Consider the following 17,540-nt stretch of genomic DNA (forward strand, 5'->3'; position numbering starts at 1 on the left):
TACGGAAGAGGGAATTCGCTCTCGAAACGGGTCGCCCGCCCTGCGGGCCGTCCACGGCGAATGCAAGGACATGGAACCGATAAATGACTACTCAGTGACCACCTCCTCGATCGCCGACATACCCGCAGGGCGGGCTGGTTTGTCCTCTCCGACGGTCCGGCCGGTTTCACCGGATTCTCTTCTCCGCCGGAGAGGACGGACGGAACTTCCTGCCCGAGCCTTCGATCTGCCCGGGAACTTGATCTTCCTTGCGTACGACAGCGACTGTATACCTAACCCTGAACAATGTCTACACCCGAAACAGCAGATTTCAGCTAGTCGCCGCAGGCGGTTACTTCACTCCATGTCGCCGCTCAGGAGCTCTGCGGTGCGGGAGGCTCGCGAGCGGGGCGCGTCCTGGGAGGAGATCGGCCGGGCCGCCGGCATGACTCGCCAGTCCGCACACGAACGGTGGGCCAAGCTCACCCGCTGATCGCTTTCCGGGCCATCTCTCCCCCAACGGCCCCGATCGTGTCGGCCCCCGGGGTCATACTGCCGCTCATGGGGTACGGCGTGCGGCGGCATTCTCCACGGGGGAACACACGCAGGGGGTACCACTACCGCCGCGCAACCAGGCCGGGCCGCTACACATCCTTGTATGTCCACGGCTACCGCAGTGCCTCACCCATCCCGATGCTGTGGGCATTCGCGGTGATCGCCGGCGGTGTGGTTCTGCTGCTGTCCGATCCAGAAAGAGTTGCGTGTGCTCACCACTGCTGAACGGGCTCGCAGGCCCCACCGGGACGGCCGGACCAGGATCGGGATCTCAACCATGTCTGCCATCATCGAGCATCCGGGGCTGGCGCCGGCGTCGGCTCTCAGCGTGTTCACGGCGCAGCGGCGGCAGCGTAGTCGCCATGCCACCGCTGATCGCCGAGGACCTGCTCTGGTTACTGCATTCCGATGACGACGGATGCTGCATGATCGACCGTGTCGCGCTGGACCCACTGCTCGCGGGCGCACTGCTGGTCGAACTGAGTACGGGGACCACTGCCGAGTCGATCCCACCGGTGACAATCACGGATCGCGGCCGCTGGGCACCCCAGGTCATGGCAACTCCACACGCCGTGCCCGGCTACCGCAACCAATCCGATCCGGTGGTCGTCGACGCCATCGCGCAGATCGCAGCCCGCGCCCTGTCGCCGGCGCGCATGATCACCGACTGCGGGCGTGGGCTGCGTGCGACAGTATCGGCTCGACTCGTCGCTGACGGCCGAGTCCGACACGAACGTGGCCGGATCCTGGGGCTGGTGCCGTTCGATGCGTGGCCCACCCTCGATCTCGAACGTAAACGGGCACTGCGGCATTCGATGCAGCGCACGCTGCTCGACAATCACAGCCCCGATCCGCGCACCGAAGCCCTTATCACTTTGCTGTCTGTCGTGCGGGCGGCTGGGAAGCAATGCCCTGGATGGGACGCCGAGTCGATCGAGAACCTGGTGCGCGCACGCGGCCGTCGCTTCGTCCCGAAAGCTGCCGTGGCCGCGGTCGAAGCCGCCGTGTTCAACGCACAGGCGGGTACCTTCACCGGAGCGGCGTAAATATTTGCCCGCGTCCGATCGCGCGGACCCGGCATCAGTCGAGAGGAAGCGCCTCCCGACCAGGACCTGCTCGATTTCGAGGACCCATCTCAACTCGGCCGCCGTCAACACTCCCCGCTTTCCGCCGATTGACCGCTCCGGCGATGCCCGCGGGGGCATGGCGGCCGCACAGGGGTGTTGACCGCGAATGTCATTGCTGGATACGACATTCGGACGCTCGACCGGCCGGCACTGGACTCGACGATCCACCATCGTTCACCAGCGATGAACTCTGTGATGCGGACTATCAGCCACCCGGGACCGGCCTTTTCGGGTGGGGCGCGGCCTGACGTCGACGCGGGCGGTTCTCGCTGCGTGGCGCGCTCATGCGGAATCTGGCTGCTTGGGTACCGAAGAATGGCCCACAGCGTGCACCGCCGCGCAAGGTGACGTCTGCGGGTGCGCCAGGCGGCAGGGTGCGGCTCCTGGTCGGTCGTCGGGCGAGAGCCCCTCATGCCCTCGCCCGACGATCACCAGTGAAATATTAGGCAAGGCTAATCTAATTGACATCTGCGATCCGTTGCGGAACGCACAGCCGCATCTTCGGTTCACGCCAGGTGTGCCGAACATGACCGCCGTCACCGACTCAGCGTGTTCACAGCGACGATTTGTGAAGGTGGCACCGTGACTTCGACCGCACCCGATATCCACCTTCCAGCCTCTGACGCCCCTCCCCTTCGCGCATCCCGCTTTGTCGTTGGGGGTCCGCGATGCAGCAAGTGATCATCAGCTATGGTCTGGTCGCGATTCTGCTGCTGATGGCCGCGGAATCCGCCTGCATCCCAATTCCTTCTGAGGTGACAATGCTCCTCGGTGGAGCCCTCGCCGCAGGTGCGGTCAGTGGCCAGCACCCGAACGTGGTTGCGGTCATCGTCGCCGGCACGATGGGAAATGTCATCGGCAGCTACGCGGCGTGGTGGGTCGGCCGCTACGGCGGCCGGGCCGCCCTGCATCGCTGGGGCCGGTATATCCTCCTTCGCGAGGATGACATCGACCGAGCTCAGGACTGGTTCGTCAATCGCGGTGCGGCATCGGTGTTCTGGGCACGCCTTCTTCCAGGGATCCGGACGTTCATCTCCCTGCCAGCCGGGATCGCTGGCATGCCACCGATCAAATTCGGTCTCTACACTCTCGCCGGATGCCTGCCATGGACAGCGTCCCTGACCCTTGCCGGCTACGCGGTCGGCGCTAATTGGCATGAACTGGAGAAAACCCTGCGCGGCCCCAGTTACGCCATCGCCGCAGTGGCTGTAACCGCGATAGCGATCGCGGCGGTCCTTGTCGTTCGCCGCCGCCACAGCGTCAGTCCAATGCACGCCGAGTCGAACGAAAAATAGTAGCCCTCACCGCTAGCCACCAACACCACCTACCTATCCCACCGACAAGAACACCGTCCTTGCCTCCACGCCAACACGATCCCCATGCATTAAAGGTCTCCGCCTGGCACCGATCTGCCGCGTCGAACTGACCGCTGGCCCACGATCGCGCCATCGATGGAATGCGCGCTGGGTAAGTCATGGCGACCGCTATGCGCGCCATGCCGATGCCGCGACCCTCGCAGGCCTTCGCGGATTCTGTTCCGCACACGCATCCCTTCCTGGACAAACTCACCCCCACCAATCCGGAAAGAGGTGCGAGCGGCCTGGCTGCAGGGTTGATCTACGCGCACCTTTCGTGGGATCGGACAGACGTCTAGACATAGAAGGGTGCCTAGTTGCCGACGTTCCGCGGGCCTCGGATCGACACGGCCAGTTGACCTTCGTCCGCCCGCGCTGGCCGGTTCGGTCAGCGCGCAGGCCCTTTTTATTGCGTTGGGTGCACTGCTTTATTGCGTTGGGTGCACTGCGACGGTTCCTGGCCGAACTCGGGGGCATTCTGAGCGACTGCGACTTGATTTCGAGTGTCCGGCGCGGAGCAGGCTGATGGCTGCCTGGAAGACCTATCCAGCAGGTTAGGGGCAGAGGGCGTGTTCGAGCATGGCCTGGACATCCGGTCGGGTGCGTGGTTCCTGGGTGAAGGTGATCGTCACAGCGCGGTCGGAGGTAGCTCCGGAGTTGGTGTAGTAGCCGGGAATTCCGCCGCTGTGGCCGATGAAGCGCACTCCGCAGGACAGTTCCGTCGAACCGACACCGAGTCCGTAGCCGCGGCCTTCGTCCTCGCTCGCGCCGTCCTGCGGTGTGGTCATCTCGGCCAGTTGAGGAGCCGGGACCAGCCGCGCGTCGGACAGGGCCCGCCAGAACGTGTTGAGGTCGTGCCCGGTCGACACCAGCGCTCCCGCCGCCCAGGGAATGGACGGTTCGATCCTGGACACATCGACCGGCCCGGCCGCTGTCTCCTGGTAGCCGTGCGGGTGCTCGCCGTGGATCTCGCGGTCACCGGGCGGGGGTAAATAAGTGTCGTGCAGGCCGAGCGGGCCGATGATCCGCTCGGACAACTCATCGGAATAGCTGTGACCGGTGACCTTCTCGATCAGCATGCCGAGCACGATGTAGTTGGTGTTGGTGTAGGCGAATCGGGTTCCGGGCGCGAACTGCGCTGGCTGGTGCAGGGCGATCGATACCGACTCAGCCGGTGCCAGGGTCCGGTCCTCGGCGGCCGCGGTCAGCTCGTCGGCCCCCGGTTGGCCGGCGAACTCGGGAATCCCGCTGCGATGCTGCAGCAGGTGCCGGACGGTGATAACACGGCCGTCGGCGGCGTCGCCGGACAGCAGCCCCGGCAGGTAGGTGTCGACCGGGCTGTCCAGGTTCACTTTCCCCTCTGCGACCAGCTGCATCACCACGGCGGCGGTGAACGTCTTCGTGACGCTGCCGATGCGCACCCGGCCGTGCTCCGGCATCGCCGCTCCGGTCGATCGGTTTCCGACGCCGCTGGTCAGCACCAGTGTCGTGTGCTTGTCAGTGACGGTCTCGATCGCGCCCGCCGCGCCCGCAGCCGTCAGTCCGTCGAGGTCGTTCTGCAACGAGGTGGCCCGCTGAACTGTAGAGCAGCCGAGCAGCACTACCGCGGTACCAGCGCAGAGTCCGGCGAGAACAATTCGTGATCGCATGCACCGAAGCTATTGACTTCCAATCGAACCCAGCATCCGGGAAACCCCTGACCTCCGCCCTGAACCACGGTGAGACCACCACCCATATGGCCAGCCAGCTCTCGGCCCTACCCGCCGGGGATGCCCCAAGAGCACTGGCATCAGCCATATATTCCAATGCTGACCCGGCCCCGACACCGCACGAAAATCGGCTAGTTAGCGTGCACTGCCGCGTCCTGCCGCGCGTGGACGTTTCACTCGACGGCGCGCGGAATGATCGGTGTCGGCAGGCGGCCGAGCAGATTTTCTAGGTCGCCTGTTTGTCGTTCGAATTCACCCGAGCGCACCAGGGTGTGCAACCAGCCCATCGGGCCGGGTGGTGTTTGTTCCCGGTAGGGCAGCCCGAGTGCGGCAGCAAGCTGGGGGAAGGTCCACAGCGGTCCGGTCAGATCGTAGGCGCGTCCCAGGTGGCCGTCTTCGATGAGCACTGTGGCCGCGGCCTGTGCGAGATCAGTGCGGAAGGCAGTGTTCAGTCCCTTGCCGCCCGTTCCGCTCAGCACCTCGGACGCTGTTCGTGGAGGCAGAAATGGCTCGCTGTAGAGCGGGTTTCGAAGAATGGTGCACGGAAGACCGCTTTCGATGATGGCCTGCTCGGTGGCATGGTGGGCCTCGGTCAGCCTTGTCGGGTTGGTGTCGGCGCCCAGGAAGCTGGTGTAGACCACCGACTTCACTCCCGCCTGCTGTGCCGCCTGGAGGGCGCCGAGGTGGTGGCGCAGACGGCGCGCGGGGTCCAGTTCGGGAGAGGAGATCAACAGCAGCCGTTCGGCTCCGGAGAATGCCTCGCGCATACTGGCGGGATCGTCGTAGTCGGCCCGCACCTGACCGGGGTGACGCGGATGCCGGACAGCGGGCCGGACCAGGTCGGCGGGCAGGCGTTCGACGACGAGGCTGCCCAGCGCCCCGGAAGCGGCGGTGATGACAATCATGCGTGTAGTCAATCCGACCGGAAATACGCAAAACAACTGGATTTCAGTTGTCCCCTCGCGCTGGCACATCAGTTCAAGCAGGCCGCGGCCGACACACTGGTCGTGCTGACCGTCAACGAACTCAAACGCCTGGCCCGCAACGCAACCGAACTGATGACCCTATCCGCCGACCTCCGGACAGGGGGTATCCAGCTCGAACTGCTGACCGGCCCCCTCCCCGGGATCTACGACACGAACGGCATGGGTGCGATGTTCTTCGCCGTCCTGGCCGTCGCCGGACAGATCGAACGCAACTACATCCGGGAAAAGACCCTCGAAGGCCAGCTCATCGCTGCTTCCAGAGGCAACCACGGCGGGCGCCCCAAGGTCATCGACGACGACTCGCTCACCTTCGCCCTCGCCCTGAAAGTGCGAGGCGTCGCCGTACCCGACATCGCGACGAAGCTCACCATCAAAACCGGGAAGAACGCGGGCAAGCACCCCTCGGTCGCCTCGCTCTACCGCGCACTGGCCGAAGCCGAACAAACCACCGACGACGATCAGCTGATCCGGCTCATCCCCGCACGAATCCGGCGCCCTGGCGACCCGATGACACCCGAGGAAACCGACCTCCGTCAACGCCTTCAGACCCAAGTCCTCGGCCGCCACGACGGCTAGTGGCTCAGCAAGCCTCGCCCTGGCCAGGGGTTGCGCCATATCCGTTGCTTTTTCGGCGGTTACTACCGGAACCCCTATTCGAAGGGTTTTCCGGATGCGGCCAGGTCGGTCAGGCTGGCTGGGGGTTGGAAGCGGGAGCCGTAGCGGTCGGCGAGTTGGGTGGCGCGGGCTACGAAACCTGGGACGCCACCGTCGTATTGGTTGATGTACTGGATGACGCCGCCGGTCCAGGCGGGGTAGCCGATGCCGAGGATCGAGCCGATATTGGCTTCGGGGATCGAGCGCAGGACGGCCTCGTCGAAGCATCGGACTGTTTCGAGGGCGGTGAGGATGAGCATGCGCTCTTTCATGTCCTCGAACGGAATCTCGGTGGTGCCACCGAAGATTTCGCGCAGGCCGGGCCACAGGGCGACGCGCTTGCCGGTGTCGCTGTCGTAGTCGTAGAAGCCGGCGCCGGTGGATCGGCCGCCGCGGTGGTGCTCGGTGACGAGGCGTTCCAGCACCGGGCCGGCTTCGACTCCGGTCACCACCTTGCCCTGCGCTTCGAACGCCTCGCGCATCAGATTGTTGATCTTCAACGGGAGGGTGAGGGTGAGTTCGTCGAGGAGTTGCAGTGGCGGAGCGGGGAATCCGGCCTGGACGCCGGCCTGTTCGATCGAGACCGGGCTGATGCCCTCGCCCAGCATGGCGACTGCTTCGAAGAGGAATCCGGCCATGACGCGACTGGTGAAGAAGCCGCGGCTGTCGTTGACCACGATCGGCGTCTTCTTGATGGCCAGGGTGTAGTCGATGGCCTTGGCCAGCGCCGCGTCACTGGTCTTCTCCCCCACGACGATCTCGACCAGCGGCATCTTGTCCACCGGCGAGAAGAAGTGCAGTCCGATGAAGTCCTCCGGACGCGAAACACCCTGCGCCAGTTCGGTGATCGGCAGCGTGGAGGTGTTCGATCCGAGCAGCGCGTCCGGCTTCAGCACCTGCTCCACATCGGCGAAGACGGCCCGCTTCAACGCCGGGTCCTCGAACACCGCTTCCACCACCAGGTCCGCTCCCGCGCAGTCGGCGTAGTCGGCGGTCGGATGGATGCGATCGAGAATCCCGTCGCGCTGTTCGGCGGTCATCCGCCCCTTCGCGACGGCCTGGTCCAGCAACCGTTTCGAGTAGTCCTTGCCCTTCTCGGCGGCCTCGATGGTGACGTCCTTCAGTACGACCCGCATGCCCGCCCGCGCCTGCGAGTAAGCGATGCCCGCGCCCATCATGCCCGCACCCAGCACCACAACCTTCTCGAATGTGGTCACCGGATAGCCGTCGGGACGTGCGGAGCCCTTGGTGATCGTCTGCAGGTCGAAGAAGAACGCCTGGATCATGTTCTTCGCGACCGGGCCGGTGACCAGCTCCATCAGGTAGCGGGTCTCGATGAGGAAGGCGCCGTCGAGGTCGACCTGGGTGCCCTCCACGGCGGTGGCCAGGATCGCCCGCGGCGCGGGCATCGGCTGGCCCTTGAGCTGCTTGCGCAGATTCGCGGGGAACGCGGGCAGGTTGGCCGCGAAGGCGGGCACCGCGGGGGTTCCGCCGGGAATGCGGTAACCCTTTACGTCCCAGGGCTGTTGTGCATCCGGGTTCGCCTTGATCCAGGTGCGGGCCTTGGCGAGCAGCTCCTCGGGGCTCGCGGCGAGCTCGTCGACCAGCCCGGCCTGCAGGGCCGCGGCGGGCTTGCGACGCTGACCTTGCAACAGCGCCTGCGTCAGCGCCCGCTGTACACCGAACATGCGCACGGTGCGCGTGACGCCGCCGGCGGCGGGCAGCAGGCCGAGAGTCACCTCGGGCAAACCGATCTCGCTGCCGCGAACGTCGAGCGCGACGCGGTGGTGGCAGGCCAGCGCGAGCTCGTATCCCCCGCCTAGCGCCGCACCGTTGATGGCGGCCACCACTGGCAGACCGAGTGTCTCGAGCTTGCGCAGGTTGGCCTTCATCAGGTTCAGCTCGCGGGCCAGGGCGGGCACCGCGGCCGTGTCCGTCGCGAGGATGCGATTCAGGTCCGCCCCGGCGAAGAAGGTCTTCTTCGCCGAGGTCAGGATCACGCCGGTGATCGATTCCCGTTCCTGGCCCAGCCGCGCCACCACCTCGGTGAACTCACGTTGGAACTGCTCGGTGAGGGTGTTGGCCGACACGCCCTCGGCGTCCATCGTCAGTGTGACGATGCCCTCGGAGTCGTTGTCCCACTTGATGTCCGGCATGTGTCAGACCCTTTCGACGATAGTTGCGATGCCCATACCCGCGCCGACGCACAGGGTGACGAGCGCACGCTGGGCACCGCGCCGCTCCAGTTCGTCGACCACCGTGCCGACGAGCATGCCGCCGGTCGCACCGAGCGGATGCCCCATGGCGATGGCCCCGCCATTCACGTTGATCCTGTCGTCAGGAATGCCGAGGTCCTTCTGGAACTTCAGCACCACCGCCGCGAAGGCCTCGTTGAGTTCGTACAGGTCGATGTCGTCGACTGTCAGTCCCGCTTTGGCCAGCACTTTCCGGGCCGCGGGTGTGGGACCGGTCAGCATGATCGTCGGTTCCGCACCGGACACCGCCGTCGCGACGACCCGGGCGCGCGGCGTCAGCCCGAATTCCTTGCCGACCTGCTCGCTGCCGATCAGCACCAGCGACGCGCCGTCGACGATGCCCGACGAATTGCCAGGGTGGTGAACGTGATTCATCCGCTCGACCCAGTGGTAACGCTGCAGCGCGACGGCATCGAACCCGCCGAGCTTCCCGAGTGTGTCGAAGGACAGCGGCAGCGCCGCCAGGGTCTCGACCGTGGTCTCCGGCCGCAGCAGCTCGTCGTGGTCCAGGATCACCTGCCCCGTCCGGTCTCGTACCGGCACAACAGATTTCGCGAAGTATCCGCCCGACCAGGCCGCCGCGGCCCGCTGATGCGAGCGGGCCGCGTAGGCGTCGACATCGCCGCGATCGAAGCCCTCGGTGGTGGCGATCAGATCCGCGCCGATGCCCTGCAACACCAGGTGGCCGTCGTAGTTCGTCGCCGGATCCAGCACGTACGCGCCGCCGTCGGACCCCATCGGTACCCGCGACATGGATTCCACGCCACCGGCCAGAATCAGTGACTCCCAACCGGATGCAACCTTCTGGGCCGCCGTGTTCACAGCCTCCAGGCCAGAGGCGCAGAAGCGGTTGACCTGCACGCCCGCGGTGGTGGGCGGCAATCCGGCCGCCAGCGCGGCGATCTTGGCGATATCCGCGCCCTGGTCGCCGACCGGGCTGACGACGCCGAGGATCACGTCGTCGATCACGGCCGGATCGAGCTGCGGATGCCGGGCGAGCAGGTCCTTGATCAACCCGGTCACCAGGTCGATGGGTTTGACCGTGTACAGCGCACCGGTCTTCTTGCCTTTTCCGCGTGGGGTGCGGATGGCGTCGTAGATGAATGCTTCAGCCATCAGGGCCCTTTCATGAGTGACACTCATTTATTTCCAAGTGCCACTCATGACTGTAACGGCGCTGATCCCAAGTGGTCAACGCACCATCCACACGAATTCACCAACCCAGGCATATCAGATTTCTGAGCAACACTCAGATACTTGCCCGGCGCGTTGACCGGCGCGGGCACGAGTTCTGCGATACTCGCTGCCATGACCCGCGTCGACGTCGAACCGCTGGACGAGCTCGATCGCGCCCTGCTCGCCCGCCTGCGCGTCGACGGCCGCGAGACCAACCGTTCGCTGGCGAATGCCTTGGGCATCAACGAGATAACGGTGGCCGCGCGCATCCGCCGCATGGAGGAGTGCGACGTCATGCGGGTCGTCGCGGTGACGGACATGCGAGTGTTCGGGCACCGGGAGTTCGCTTTCGCCGCTCTGAACGTCAGTGAACGCCCCGCTCTCCAGATCGCCGCCGACGTGGCCGCGCTACCGGAAAGCATCTCCGTCACGATCACCACCGGCCGTCACGATCTGATCGTGCCCATCCTGGGTCGCGACCGCACCCATCTGGCCGAGTTGCTGGGGGTGACACTGGCCGGCATCCCCGGCGTCGACCAGGTACGCGGATACCCGGTGCTCGATGTGCTCCGGTTCGACTCCGACTGGGGGTTGCTGTCGGTGGACCCGGGTACGGCACCGACCGCCCGGCCCAGCGACACCGCCGATGAACTCGATCTCGCGATCATCGACAACCTCCAGGTCGACGCCCGCCGCAGTAACCGCAGCATCGCCGCGGAACTCGATATTTCCGAAGGCACCGTACGGTCCCGGATCAAACGTCTGCTGGCGGACAACGTGATCCGGATCCAGGCGGTATCGGATATCTCCCAATTCGGGATCGGGGCATACGCCTTCGTCGGAATCACCGTCCGCGACGGCCGATTCGACGAGGCCGCGGGCGCACTGCTCGCCCGCGCCGACCTCCCGCAACTGAGCCGGACCCTCGGCGAATTCGACTTCATCGCGACCGCCTTCGCACCGACGCGGGCCGCATTGCTCTCGGCGTTGCTCAACGAGATCGCGCTGCTGCCCGGCATCCGCCGGATCGAGACGTTCGAGGCGTTCACCACGACCAAACACACCTATTTGTGGTCCTGGGTGGTGTAGCCGGGCTCAGCCCCGCTTGACCAGTTTGACCGGCAGCCCGTTCTTCATCTCCACCGTCATCCGATACTTGGGCTCCAGGCGGTGGCGCGGATCCACCTCGACCCGAAAGCGTTTGAATGCGCCCGCCACGGTGTGCGTGCCCTCGATGTAGGCCATGTGCATGCCCAGGCACAGCCGGGGACCGCGACCGAACGGAATGTACGCATCCCGCCGGACCGCGCGGTCCAGCCAGCGGTCCGGGTTGTACCGCGCCGGGTCGTCCCAGTACCGAGGGTCGCGCTGGATCGAGATGTTGGAGCTGACCACCGTGGTGCCCGCCGCGATGCGGTAGCCGCCGATCACATCGTCGTCGATGGCCACCTTCGGATTGATGACCAGCCCGCCCTGCAACCGCTGCGCCTCGTCGAAACACGCACGCGCATAGACCAGATTGCTGGTTTCGGTGGGCGAGAGCGAGTCACCTCCGGCGGAGTTCAGCTCGTAGAGCAGCCGCTCCTCCACCTCGGGATGCCGGGCGACCTGACCGAAGGTCCAGGTCAGTGCGGCGGAGGTGGTGTCGAACCCACCGACGACCAGACCCACCATTTCCGCGAGCACCTTCTCGTCCTCGAGCGGGGTGCCGTCGTCATAGGTCGCGGCGAGCAGCACATTGAGCATGTCGCCGCTGTCGGTCGGGTTGGCACGCCGCTCGGCGACGATGTCGGTCAGGAACAGATCGAGTTCGCGCTGCGCCCGAATACCGCGCCGCTCCCACAGCCGCGGAATCCGGGTCGGCACCGACCACATCAGGGTGCGCGCGGTCATGGCCCCCATGACGTCGATCAGGTGGTCGATGACCCACTGCAATCGGGCCTCGGTGAGCCGGCGCGAGAACAGCGCGTTGAACAGGACCGCGACCGTCAGCACCTTCATCCGGCGTTGTAGATCGAAGGTCTCGCCGGTGTCGGCCAACCGCTCCCAGTGGTCGAGTTGCTCCGAAATCGCCTCGTCGAACAGCGATTCCAGATCCAGCAGCGACTTCTTGGTGAGATGCGGCTTCATCATCTTGCGGCCGCGCGCCCAGTCGGCGTCGTCGAAGGCGAAGAACCGGAACTTGTGCTCGACCGGCTTCTCGTACTCGGTGACCCAGTCCGCGCGCTTGTAGTTGGCGGCATTACTGACCTGGACGTGATTGATGTGGTCGAGGGAGCCGAGCAGCACGATCTCGGCGCCCGGGACCGGGAGCGATACCACGTCACCGTACTTCTCGGTGATCTTGCCCGGATAGAGGTAGGGGTCGCTCACCATGCCCCGCCACATGTCCAGCGCGGCCCAGCCGCGGGGGCCGGGTGGCGGGGGCGCGACGAGACCCAGGCCGGTCCGGTCCTGGGCGGAATTGGTCGAAACCATGGGAAAACCTTCCTTCACAACGATTTTCAGACGATGTCGGCAGTGGTGGCGTAGCCGCCATCGGGTGCGGTCACGGCGCGTTCACGCAGTTCACGCAGGACGGGGATCTGGAGCAGCGCATAGGTGACCGCCAGCGAGGTGACGCAGACGATCAGGCCCGCGGCCCAGGTGACCGGCCACGGCGCCGAGGACTGGACCGCCTGGTAGACGGGCCAGCTGACGCCCAGGATGTAGCCGATCGTGAGCGCGGGGATGAACAGGATCATCCAGAGCTGTTGTGCCCCACGCAGATAGCGCACACCGAAGTAGATGGCGATGCCGTAGACCGGCAGGAGGGTGGTGTTCTGGACGATGGAGTACAGCGGGATGCCCAGGATCCGGGTCGGATTGTCGCCGTAGTAGACGATGATCCCCCAGTGGTGCAGCAGCATCTCGGCGACGATCTCGGGCACGCCGACGTAGACGGCCGACAGCATGAAGATGTCCCGCAGCGACCGGCCTTCGGCGATGTAGCGGTAGGCGTAGTACCCGCCGACCGCCACATACGGCATGCAGCCGACCAGGATGAAGGCCGGCATCGAGCGTCCCATGATCGAGTAGTGGAACCACGGGATGTCGGCCGCGTACTTGACCAGGCCCGCCTGGTCACCGAGGGGCTCGATATTGGCCGCGATGAAACCAGCCACGACCAGCACCGACGGTAGTACCTCGCGGTGGCGGAACAGTTTCCACGCCGCCCAGCCCACCGCCGCGGCCGCGCCCACGTACAGCAGCACGATCACGATCCATGCGGCCGTCTGATTTGCGTGCAGTTCGGGCGGGAGTGGGATCGCACCCTCGCCCGGCAGCTGGATCGCGGGGTCGGCGAGTAGCACCGCCATTGCGTTACTAATGTTACCGTTCATGATGTATTGGTAACATGTATCGGGTGTCACATCAAGGGGCCCCCAAGCGCGGCGAGCGAGTCGCCGGCCCGTGGGCCGCGGGTCGAAATGGCTAATGCGGCAACACGCGTTCGACGATCTTGCGCACGAAGTCCGACTGGTCGGAGGCCGCCCGATGTGCCGGCGCGACCGGCGCCAGCAACAGCGACATCACCAGTCGCATCAGTACGTGACCCACGAAATCCGCCTCGTCGGCCGCCAGCGGATCCTCGAGCTGCTCGTCCTGCAACAAATGCGAGATCAATCCCGCACCCCAGGCCTGGCCGTCGAGCTCGGTCCCGCGCCACGCGTTCACGATCGCCGACGGCTCCACCTGCGCCAGCCGCTGGAAGATCGAATTGCCCTGGGCCACGGAGATCAGCTGCCGGACAACGGTTTCGGCGCGATCGCGCCGGTTGTGCGCCGAGTCCGCCGCGATCGCGATCCGATCGAGCACGGTGCGCAGTTCGTTGGCGTAGGTTGCCTGCACCAGCCGCTCCCGGCTGCCGAAGCGCCGGAAGACGGTCATTCGAGTGAATCCGGCCCGTTCGGCCACCGCGTCGATAGTGAGATTGCGTTCACCGTTCTCGCTGATGACCGCCGCCGCCGCGGTGAGGATGGCGATATCGGTCCGGCTCTCGGGCACCTTGACCTCGCCGCCTTCGGCAATGGCGAGAAAGGACTCGAGGGCGCTGCGGGTATCGGCCGACATCATGGTTCGATACTGGCACGGCAATCTCCGGCCGCGGCGGACGACCGGCTGACCGCGACCATCACGTCGCGCTCGACGACCTTGACCCGCTCCCGCCCTTCGGCAGCGCCCAGCTCTCGCTCGTAGGCATCGAGCTGCTGCCAGCCGGACCAGGTGGTGAAGGCGATGCCTTTGCTCTCGAGCAGCTCGATCACCGCCTCGGGCTGCGGGGACGCGGGCCGGGCGAGCCGGTCCACATCGGCGAGCAGCGAGGAAATCGTCTCGCTCGCATCACCTTTGGTGTGACCGATCAGGCCCACCGGACCGCGTTTGATCCACCCGGTGACATAGACGCCGGGCAGATACCGCTGTTCGGGTGCGTCCGAGTCGGGTTCGGCGAGCACCCGGCCCGCCTCGTTGGGAATGACGCCCGCGCATTCGTCGAACGGCACCCCGGGCACGGGTTCGGACAGATAGCCAATGGCCCGATAGACGGCCTGCACCTCCCAGTCGGTGTGATCACCGCCTGCCGCAACGACTTCGGCCCCGCCGGGACGGGTGCGCTCGGTCCGCAGCGCCCGGACGCGGCCCTCCCCGTCGCCCAGCAGCTCGACCGGGTTCTCACAGAAGTGCAGGAACAGCCGATGCGGCCGCTCACCGGGTTCACGCGCCGCCCATTGCTCAAGTGTGCTGCAGATGAGCTCTACTTGCTTGGAACACTGCCGCAGCGCCAGCGCAGCCTCGTCGTAGACCAGATCAGCCGGGTCGACGATGACCTCGATGGTTGGGGAGTGATCGAGCTCGCGCAGCTCGAGCGGGGTGAATCTGGCGTGGGCGGGACCGCGGCGGCCGAAGACGTGCACCTCGACGGCCTGATTCGCGCTCAGGCCCGCGTGGACATTGGGCGGGATCTCGGTCGGGAGCAGTTCCTCGGCGGTCTTGGCCAGGATGCGGGCGACATCGAGGGCGACATTGCCGACACCGAGGACGGCGACCTTTTTCGCATCCAGTGGCCAGGTGCGCGGCACGTCAGGATGGCCGTCGTACCAGGACACGAAATCCGCCGCACCGTAGGAGCCTTCGAGGTCGACGCCCGGAATCGGCAGTGCCCGATCGGCATTCGCGCCGGTGGCGTAGACCACCGCGTCATAGCACGACCGCAGCTCGTCGAGGGTGATGTCAGCGCCGACGTCGATATTGCCGAGCAACCGCACCTGCGGTTTGTCGAGCAGCTTGTGCAGCGCGGACACGATGGCCTTGATCCGTGGATGGTCAGGCGCGACACCGTAGCGCAGCAGCCCGAAGGGCGCCGGCATGCGCTCGTACAGGTCGATGCTCACCAGGGCGCCGGACTTCATCAGCGCGTCGGCGGCGTAGATGCCGGCTGGCCCGGCTCCGACGATCGCCACACGCAGCGGGCGGGTCGACGTGGTCATGAGACCCCTTCCATGTTACTAATCATGCTGTTTCAATAACATTAGTATCATCACCGATCCACCAGGGAGAACTCATGAAAGTCTCGATCGACTCCTCGCTGTGCGACAGCCACGGACAGTGCATCGCCGTCTCGGAGGGCCTGTTCGACTTCGACACGGACGGGACGACGGTCCTCACCACCGACGCGACCGAGGAGCACCGGCCATTGGCCATCCTCGCTGCCGCGTCCTGCCCGAGTCTCGCCATCTCCGTATCGGACGCGTGACCGAAATGAATGCGCAGGGCATACTGCAATTTGCCAACGCAAACAGGAGTATTTCACTGCGCGCGGAAATCAAATGCGTAGCATCTGCATGTAACTTGTACGCATTTGCTTGCGCATTGTGTCCGTAATGTGGCATCGTGATCGCCACCTCGGGTGACCGCCGACACAGTTTGAGCCCGGGTGTGTCCCCCATCGCCGAGCCTTCGGGGGCACGCCGCCTCGAGGCATCTCAATCCGCGAACAGCCAGCAAGGTGCCATCGAATGAGTGATACGGCAGCGACGCCGCTCGTACAGTTCCTCACCACCAAAGCCGAACGGAGCCTTTCCACCATCGGCCGAACCACACAGCTCGCCGCCGCCGTTCTCACCTACAGCGTGGTCGACACCGTGCGCGGGCGGCTTCCGATCATCGAATTGCTGACGCAGACTTGGACGCTGCTCAAGGTCACCGCGCTGCCAGCGCTACTGATGGCGATTCCGATCGGCGCCGAGGTGTCGGTCCAGGTCGGCGGGCTCATGGGCCAGGTGGGCGCGAACTCGCTGGCCGGCGCGGCCAGCGGGCTGGGCGTAATCAGCCAAGGCGCGCCGATGGCGACGGGCCTGCTCATGAGCGGGGCCGCCGCGTCGGCGGTGGCGTCGGATCTCGGGTCCCGGACCATCCGGGAAGAGACCGACGCCATGCGGGTCATGGGCATCGATCCCGTCGAGCGCCTGGTGATGCCGCGTTTCCTGGCCATGGTCCTGATCTCGCCGATCCTGTGCACGGTCATCATCTCGGCGGGCGTCTTCGCCGGGTTGTTCATCGCCGTCTCGGTCAACGGTCTGGTGCCAGGCAGCTTCTGGCAGTCACTGGGGGCCTTCGCCACCGTGACCGATGTGGTCTTCGCGATCGCCAAGGCGATGGCGTTCGCCGCCATCGTGGTGCTCGTCGCGAGCCTGCGCGGCCTTGAGGCCAAGGGCGGTCCGCGCGGTGTCGCCGACGCGGTCAATGCCTCGGTCGTGCTCAGCGTGGTGGCCATCTTCATCACCAATCTGCTGTTCACACAGTTCCAGTCGATGTTCTTCCCCAACCAGGTGTCGTGACGATGACCGCTTCGAAGCACACCCCGATTCCCCGGATCACCGCCGCGCTACGCCCGATCCAGCACGGCGCCTCGCAGTTCTTCGCCGAAATCGGCCGTGGCGCACTGTTCGTCGCCAAAACGACCTACCTGCTGCCGAAGACCGTGCGCATGTATCGGCGGCAGACGCTGCAGACCATGAACAGCATGGCCTGGGGGCGCGGCTCGCTGGTCGTCGACGGCGGCGTGGTGAGCCTGATGGTGCTGCTCGGACTCTCGGTCGGCATCGCCATCGCGATCCAGGCCTATGACGCGCTCAACCTGCTCGGGTTCGGCGCGCTCAGCGGCATCATCGGCTCGTTCGCCAACATTCGCGAGATCGCGCCCATTCTCACCGGCATTGGCTTCGCCGCCCAGGCCGGATGCCGGATGACGGCCGAGATCGGCGCCATGCGCATCTCCGAGGAGATCGATGCCACCGAAGTGCTCGGCCTGCAGGCGATTCCGTTCGTGGTGGGCACCCGGCTGATCGGCGGGATGCTGTGCGTCATCCCGTCCTATCTGCTGGCTCTGGTGGTCAGCTTCGTGACCGGCGGGACGGTCGTCAAACTATTCCGGCACGAGGCGCCGGGCACATACGACCACTACTTCGGGCAGTTCCTCGACGTGGGCGAAGTGGCCTTCTCCCTGTTGAAGGCCGTCGTGTTCTGCATTGCCGTCACCTTCGTGCACTGCTATTTCGGCTACTTCGCCGAGGGCGGGCCCGCCGGGGTCGGATCGGCGTCCGGGCGGGCGATCCGGATGAGCCTGATTCTCATCGTGACTCTCAATTTCATTCTGTCCGTATCGATTTGGGGCCTGAGCCCCGTCATGGAGTTCAAGGGCTGA

Annotated in this window: 16 protein-coding genes; 8 read left to right on the forward strand and 8 right to left on the reverse strand. The window is 65.7% G+C overall.

Features of this window, described 5'->3' with window-relative positions; genetic code table 11:
- The first annotated feature begins 896 nt into the window (after window positions 1–896).
- From ACYVKL_RS10995 to ACYVKL_RS11005, 3 genes are all read left to right on the forward strand, one after another.
- On the forward strand, window positions 897–1,580 hold the full coding sequence (locus tag ACYVKL_RS10995; RefSeq protein ID WP_379161699.1) for a GOLPH3/VPS74 family protein: 684 nt from the start codon (window positions 897–899) through the stop codon (window positions 1,578–1,580).
- Window positions 1,581–2,329: 749 nt separating this feature from the next.
- Window positions 2,330–2,956 (forward strand): DedA family protein, encoded by a 627-nt coding sequence (locus tag ACYVKL_RS11000; RefSeq protein WP_379161702.1) that lies wholly within the window; start codon window positions 2,330–2,332, stop codon window positions 2,954–2,956.
- Window positions 2,957–3,135: 179 nt separating this feature from the next.
- Window positions 3,136–3,315, forward strand: coding sequence for a hypothetical protein (locus ACYVKL_RS11005; protein ID WP_379161704.1), 180 nt, complete (start codon window positions 3,136–3,138; stop codon window positions 3,313–3,315).
- 255 nt (window positions 3,316–3,570) lie between these two features.
- Here the strand turns inward: ACYVKL_RS11005 and ACYVKL_RS11010 are convergent, their stop codons facing one another.
- Window positions 3,571–4,665: a serine hydrolase domain-containing protein gene (locus tag ACYVKL_RS11010; RefSeq protein ID WP_379161707.1), complete on the reverse strand. Its 1,095-nt coding sequence runs from the start codon at window positions 4,663–4,665 to the stop codon at window positions 3,571–3,573.
- A 233-nt stretch (window positions 4,666–4,898) separates the two neighbouring features.
- A complete protein-coding gene (locus ACYVKL_RS11015; RefSeq protein WP_379161710.1) occupies window positions 4,899–5,630 on the reverse strand; it encodes an NAD(P)H-binding protein in 732 nt (243 codons plus the stop codon).
- Here ACYVKL_RS11015 and ACYVKL_RS11020 point away from each other — a divergent pair.
- Window positions 5,541–6,287: a recombinase family protein gene (locus tag ACYVKL_RS11020; protein WP_379161713.1), complete on the forward strand. Its 747-nt coding sequence runs from the start codon at window positions 5,541–5,543 to the stop codon at window positions 6,285–6,287. The two genes, ACYVKL_RS11015 and ACYVKL_RS11020, sit on opposite strands and share 90 nt — an antisense overlap.
- Before the next feature lie 74 nt (window positions 6,288–6,361).
- Here ACYVKL_RS11020 and ACYVKL_RS11025 read toward each other — a convergent pair whose 3' ends face one another.
- Window positions 6,362–8,521, reverse strand: a complete 2,160-nt coding sequence (locus tag ACYVKL_RS11025; RefSeq protein ID WP_379161716.1) for a 3-hydroxyacyl-CoA dehydrogenase NAD-binding domain-containing protein — start codon at window positions 8,519–8,521, stop codon at window positions 6,362–6,364.
- Between the two features lie 3 nt (window positions 8,522–8,524).
- Window positions 8,525–9,739, reverse strand: coding sequence for an acetyl-CoA C-acetyltransferase (locus ACYVKL_RS11030; protein ID WP_379165686.1), 1,215 nt, complete (start codon window positions 9,737–9,739; stop codon window positions 8,525–8,527).
- Between the two features lie 189 nt (window positions 9,740–9,928).
- On the opposite strand from ACYVKL_RS11030, the gene ACYVKL_RS11035 reads away from it, so the two are divergent.
- Window positions 9,929–10,885: an Lrp/AsnC family transcriptional regulator gene (locus ACYVKL_RS11035; protein WP_379161719.1), complete on the forward strand. Its 957-nt coding sequence runs from the start codon at window positions 9,929–9,931 to the stop codon at window positions 10,883–10,885.
- A 6-nt stretch (window positions 10,886–10,891) separates the two neighbouring features.
- Here ACYVKL_RS11035 and ACYVKL_RS11040 read toward each other — a convergent pair whose 3' ends face one another.
- The 4 genes from ACYVKL_RS11040 to ACYVKL_RS11055 all read right to left on the reverse strand — a co-directional run bounded on the left by ACYVKL_RS11040 (window position 10,892) and on the right by ACYVKL_RS11055 (window position 15,324).
- Window positions 10,892–12,274: a cytochrome P450 gene (locus tag ACYVKL_RS11040; protein ID WP_379161722.1), complete on the reverse strand. Its 1,383-nt coding sequence runs from the start codon at window positions 12,272–12,274 to the stop codon at window positions 10,892–10,894.
- A 26-nt stretch (window positions 12,275–12,300) separates the two neighbouring features.
- The gene (locus tag ACYVKL_RS11045) at window positions 12,301–13,179 is read right to left on the reverse strand and encodes a hypothetical protein (RefSeq protein ID WP_379161725.1); all 879 of its coding nucleotides are present in this window, start codon (window positions 13,177–13,179) and stop codon (window positions 12,301–12,303) included.
- Between the two features lie 91 nt (window positions 13,180–13,270).
- The gene (locus tag ACYVKL_RS11050) at window positions 13,271–13,912 is read right to left on the reverse strand and encodes a TetR/AcrR family transcriptional regulator (RefSeq protein WP_379161727.1); all 642 of its coding nucleotides are present in this window, start codon (window positions 13,910–13,912) and stop codon (window positions 13,271–13,273) included.
- Window positions 13,909–15,324, reverse strand: coding sequence for an FAD-dependent oxidoreductase (locus ACYVKL_RS11055; protein ID WP_379161730.1), 1,416 nt, complete (start codon window positions 15,322–15,324; stop codon window positions 13,909–13,911). The genes ACYVKL_RS11050 and ACYVKL_RS11055 overlap by 4 nt, the downstream gene beginning before the upstream one ends.
- Window positions 15,325–15,398: 74 nt before the next feature.
- Here ACYVKL_RS11055 and ACYVKL_RS11060 point away from each other — a divergent pair, with 74 nt between their 5' ends.
- From ACYVKL_RS11060 to ACYVKL_RS11070, 3 genes are all read left to right on the forward strand, one after another.
- Window positions 15,399–15,590: a ferredoxin gene (locus ACYVKL_RS11060; protein ID WP_379161733.1), complete on the forward strand. Its 192-nt coding sequence runs from the start codon at window positions 15,399–15,401 to the stop codon at window positions 15,588–15,590.
- A 262-nt stretch (window positions 15,591–15,852) separates the two neighbouring features.
- Entirely contained in the window at window positions 15,853–16,674 is an 822-nt protein-coding gene (locus tag ACYVKL_RS11065) for an ABC transporter permease (RefSeq protein ID WP_379161736.1), read from the forward strand.
- 2 nt (window positions 16,675–16,676) lie between these two features.
- On the forward strand, window positions 16,677–17,540 hold the full coding sequence (locus tag ACYVKL_RS11070; protein ID WP_379161739.1) for an MlaE family ABC transporter permease: 864 nt from the start codon (window positions 16,677–16,679) through the stop codon (window positions 17,538–17,540).

It is taken from the genome of Nocardia tengchongensis, from assembly GCF_054781395.1.

Coding starts and splice junctions, on each gene's coding strand:
- ACYVKL_RS10995 (WP_379161699.1), top strand. CDS start 897: ATGCCACCGCTGATCGCCGAGGACCTGCTCTGGTTACTGCATTCCGAT.
- ACYVKL_RS11000 (WP_379161702.1), top strand. CDS start 2,330: ATGCAGCAAGTGATCATCAGCTATGGTCTGGTCGCGATTCTGCTGCTG.
- ACYVKL_RS11005 (WP_379161704.1), top strand. CDS start 3,136: ATGGCGACCGCTATGCGCGCCATGCCGATGCCGCGACCCTCGCAGGCC.
- ACYVKL_RS11010 (WP_379161707.1), bottom strand. CDS start 4,665: ATGCGATCACGAATTGTTCTCGCCGGACTCTGCGCTGGTACCGCGGTA.
- ACYVKL_RS11020 (WP_379161713.1), top strand. CDS start 5,541: ATGCCGGACAGCGGGCCGGACCAGGTCGGCGGGCAGGCGTTCGACGAC.
- ACYVKL_RS11015 (WP_379161710.1), bottom strand. CDS start 5,630: ATGATTGTCATCACCGCCGCTTCCGGGGCGCTGGGCAGCCTCGTCGTC.
- ACYVKL_RS11025 (WP_379161716.1), bottom strand. CDS start 8,521: ATGCCGGACATCAAGTGGGACAACGACTCCGAGGGCATCGTCACACTG.
- ACYVKL_RS11035 (WP_379161719.1), top strand. CDS start 9,929: ATGACCCGCGTCGACGTCGAACCGCTGGACGAGCTCGATCGCGCCCTG.
- ACYVKL_RS11040 (WP_379161722.1), bottom strand. CDS start 12,274: ATGGTTTCGACCAATTCCGCCCAGGACCGGACCGGCCTGGGTCTCGTC.
- ACYVKL_RS11045 (WP_379161725.1), bottom strand. CDS start 13,179: ATGAACGGTAACATTAGTAACGCAATGGCGGTGCTACTCGCCGACCCC.
- ACYVKL_RS11050 (WP_379161727.1), bottom strand. CDS start 13,912: ATGATGTCGGCCGATACCCGCAGCGCCCTCGAGTCCTTTCTCGCCATT.
- ACYVKL_RS11055 (WP_379161730.1), bottom strand. CDS start 15,324: ATGACCACGTCGACCCGCCCGCTGCGTGTGGCGATCGTCGGAGCCGGG.
- ACYVKL_RS11060 (WP_379161733.1), top strand. CDS start 15,399: ATGAAAGTCTCGATCGACTCCTCGCTGTGCGACAGCCACGGACAGTGC.
- ACYVKL_RS11065 (WP_379161736.1), top strand. CDS start 15,853: ATGAGTGATACGGCAGCGACGCCGCTCGTACAGTTCCTCACCACCAAA.
- ACYVKL_RS11070 (WP_379161739.1), top strand. CDS start 16,677: ATGACCGCTTCGAAGCACACCCCGATTCCCCGGATCACCGCCGCGCTA.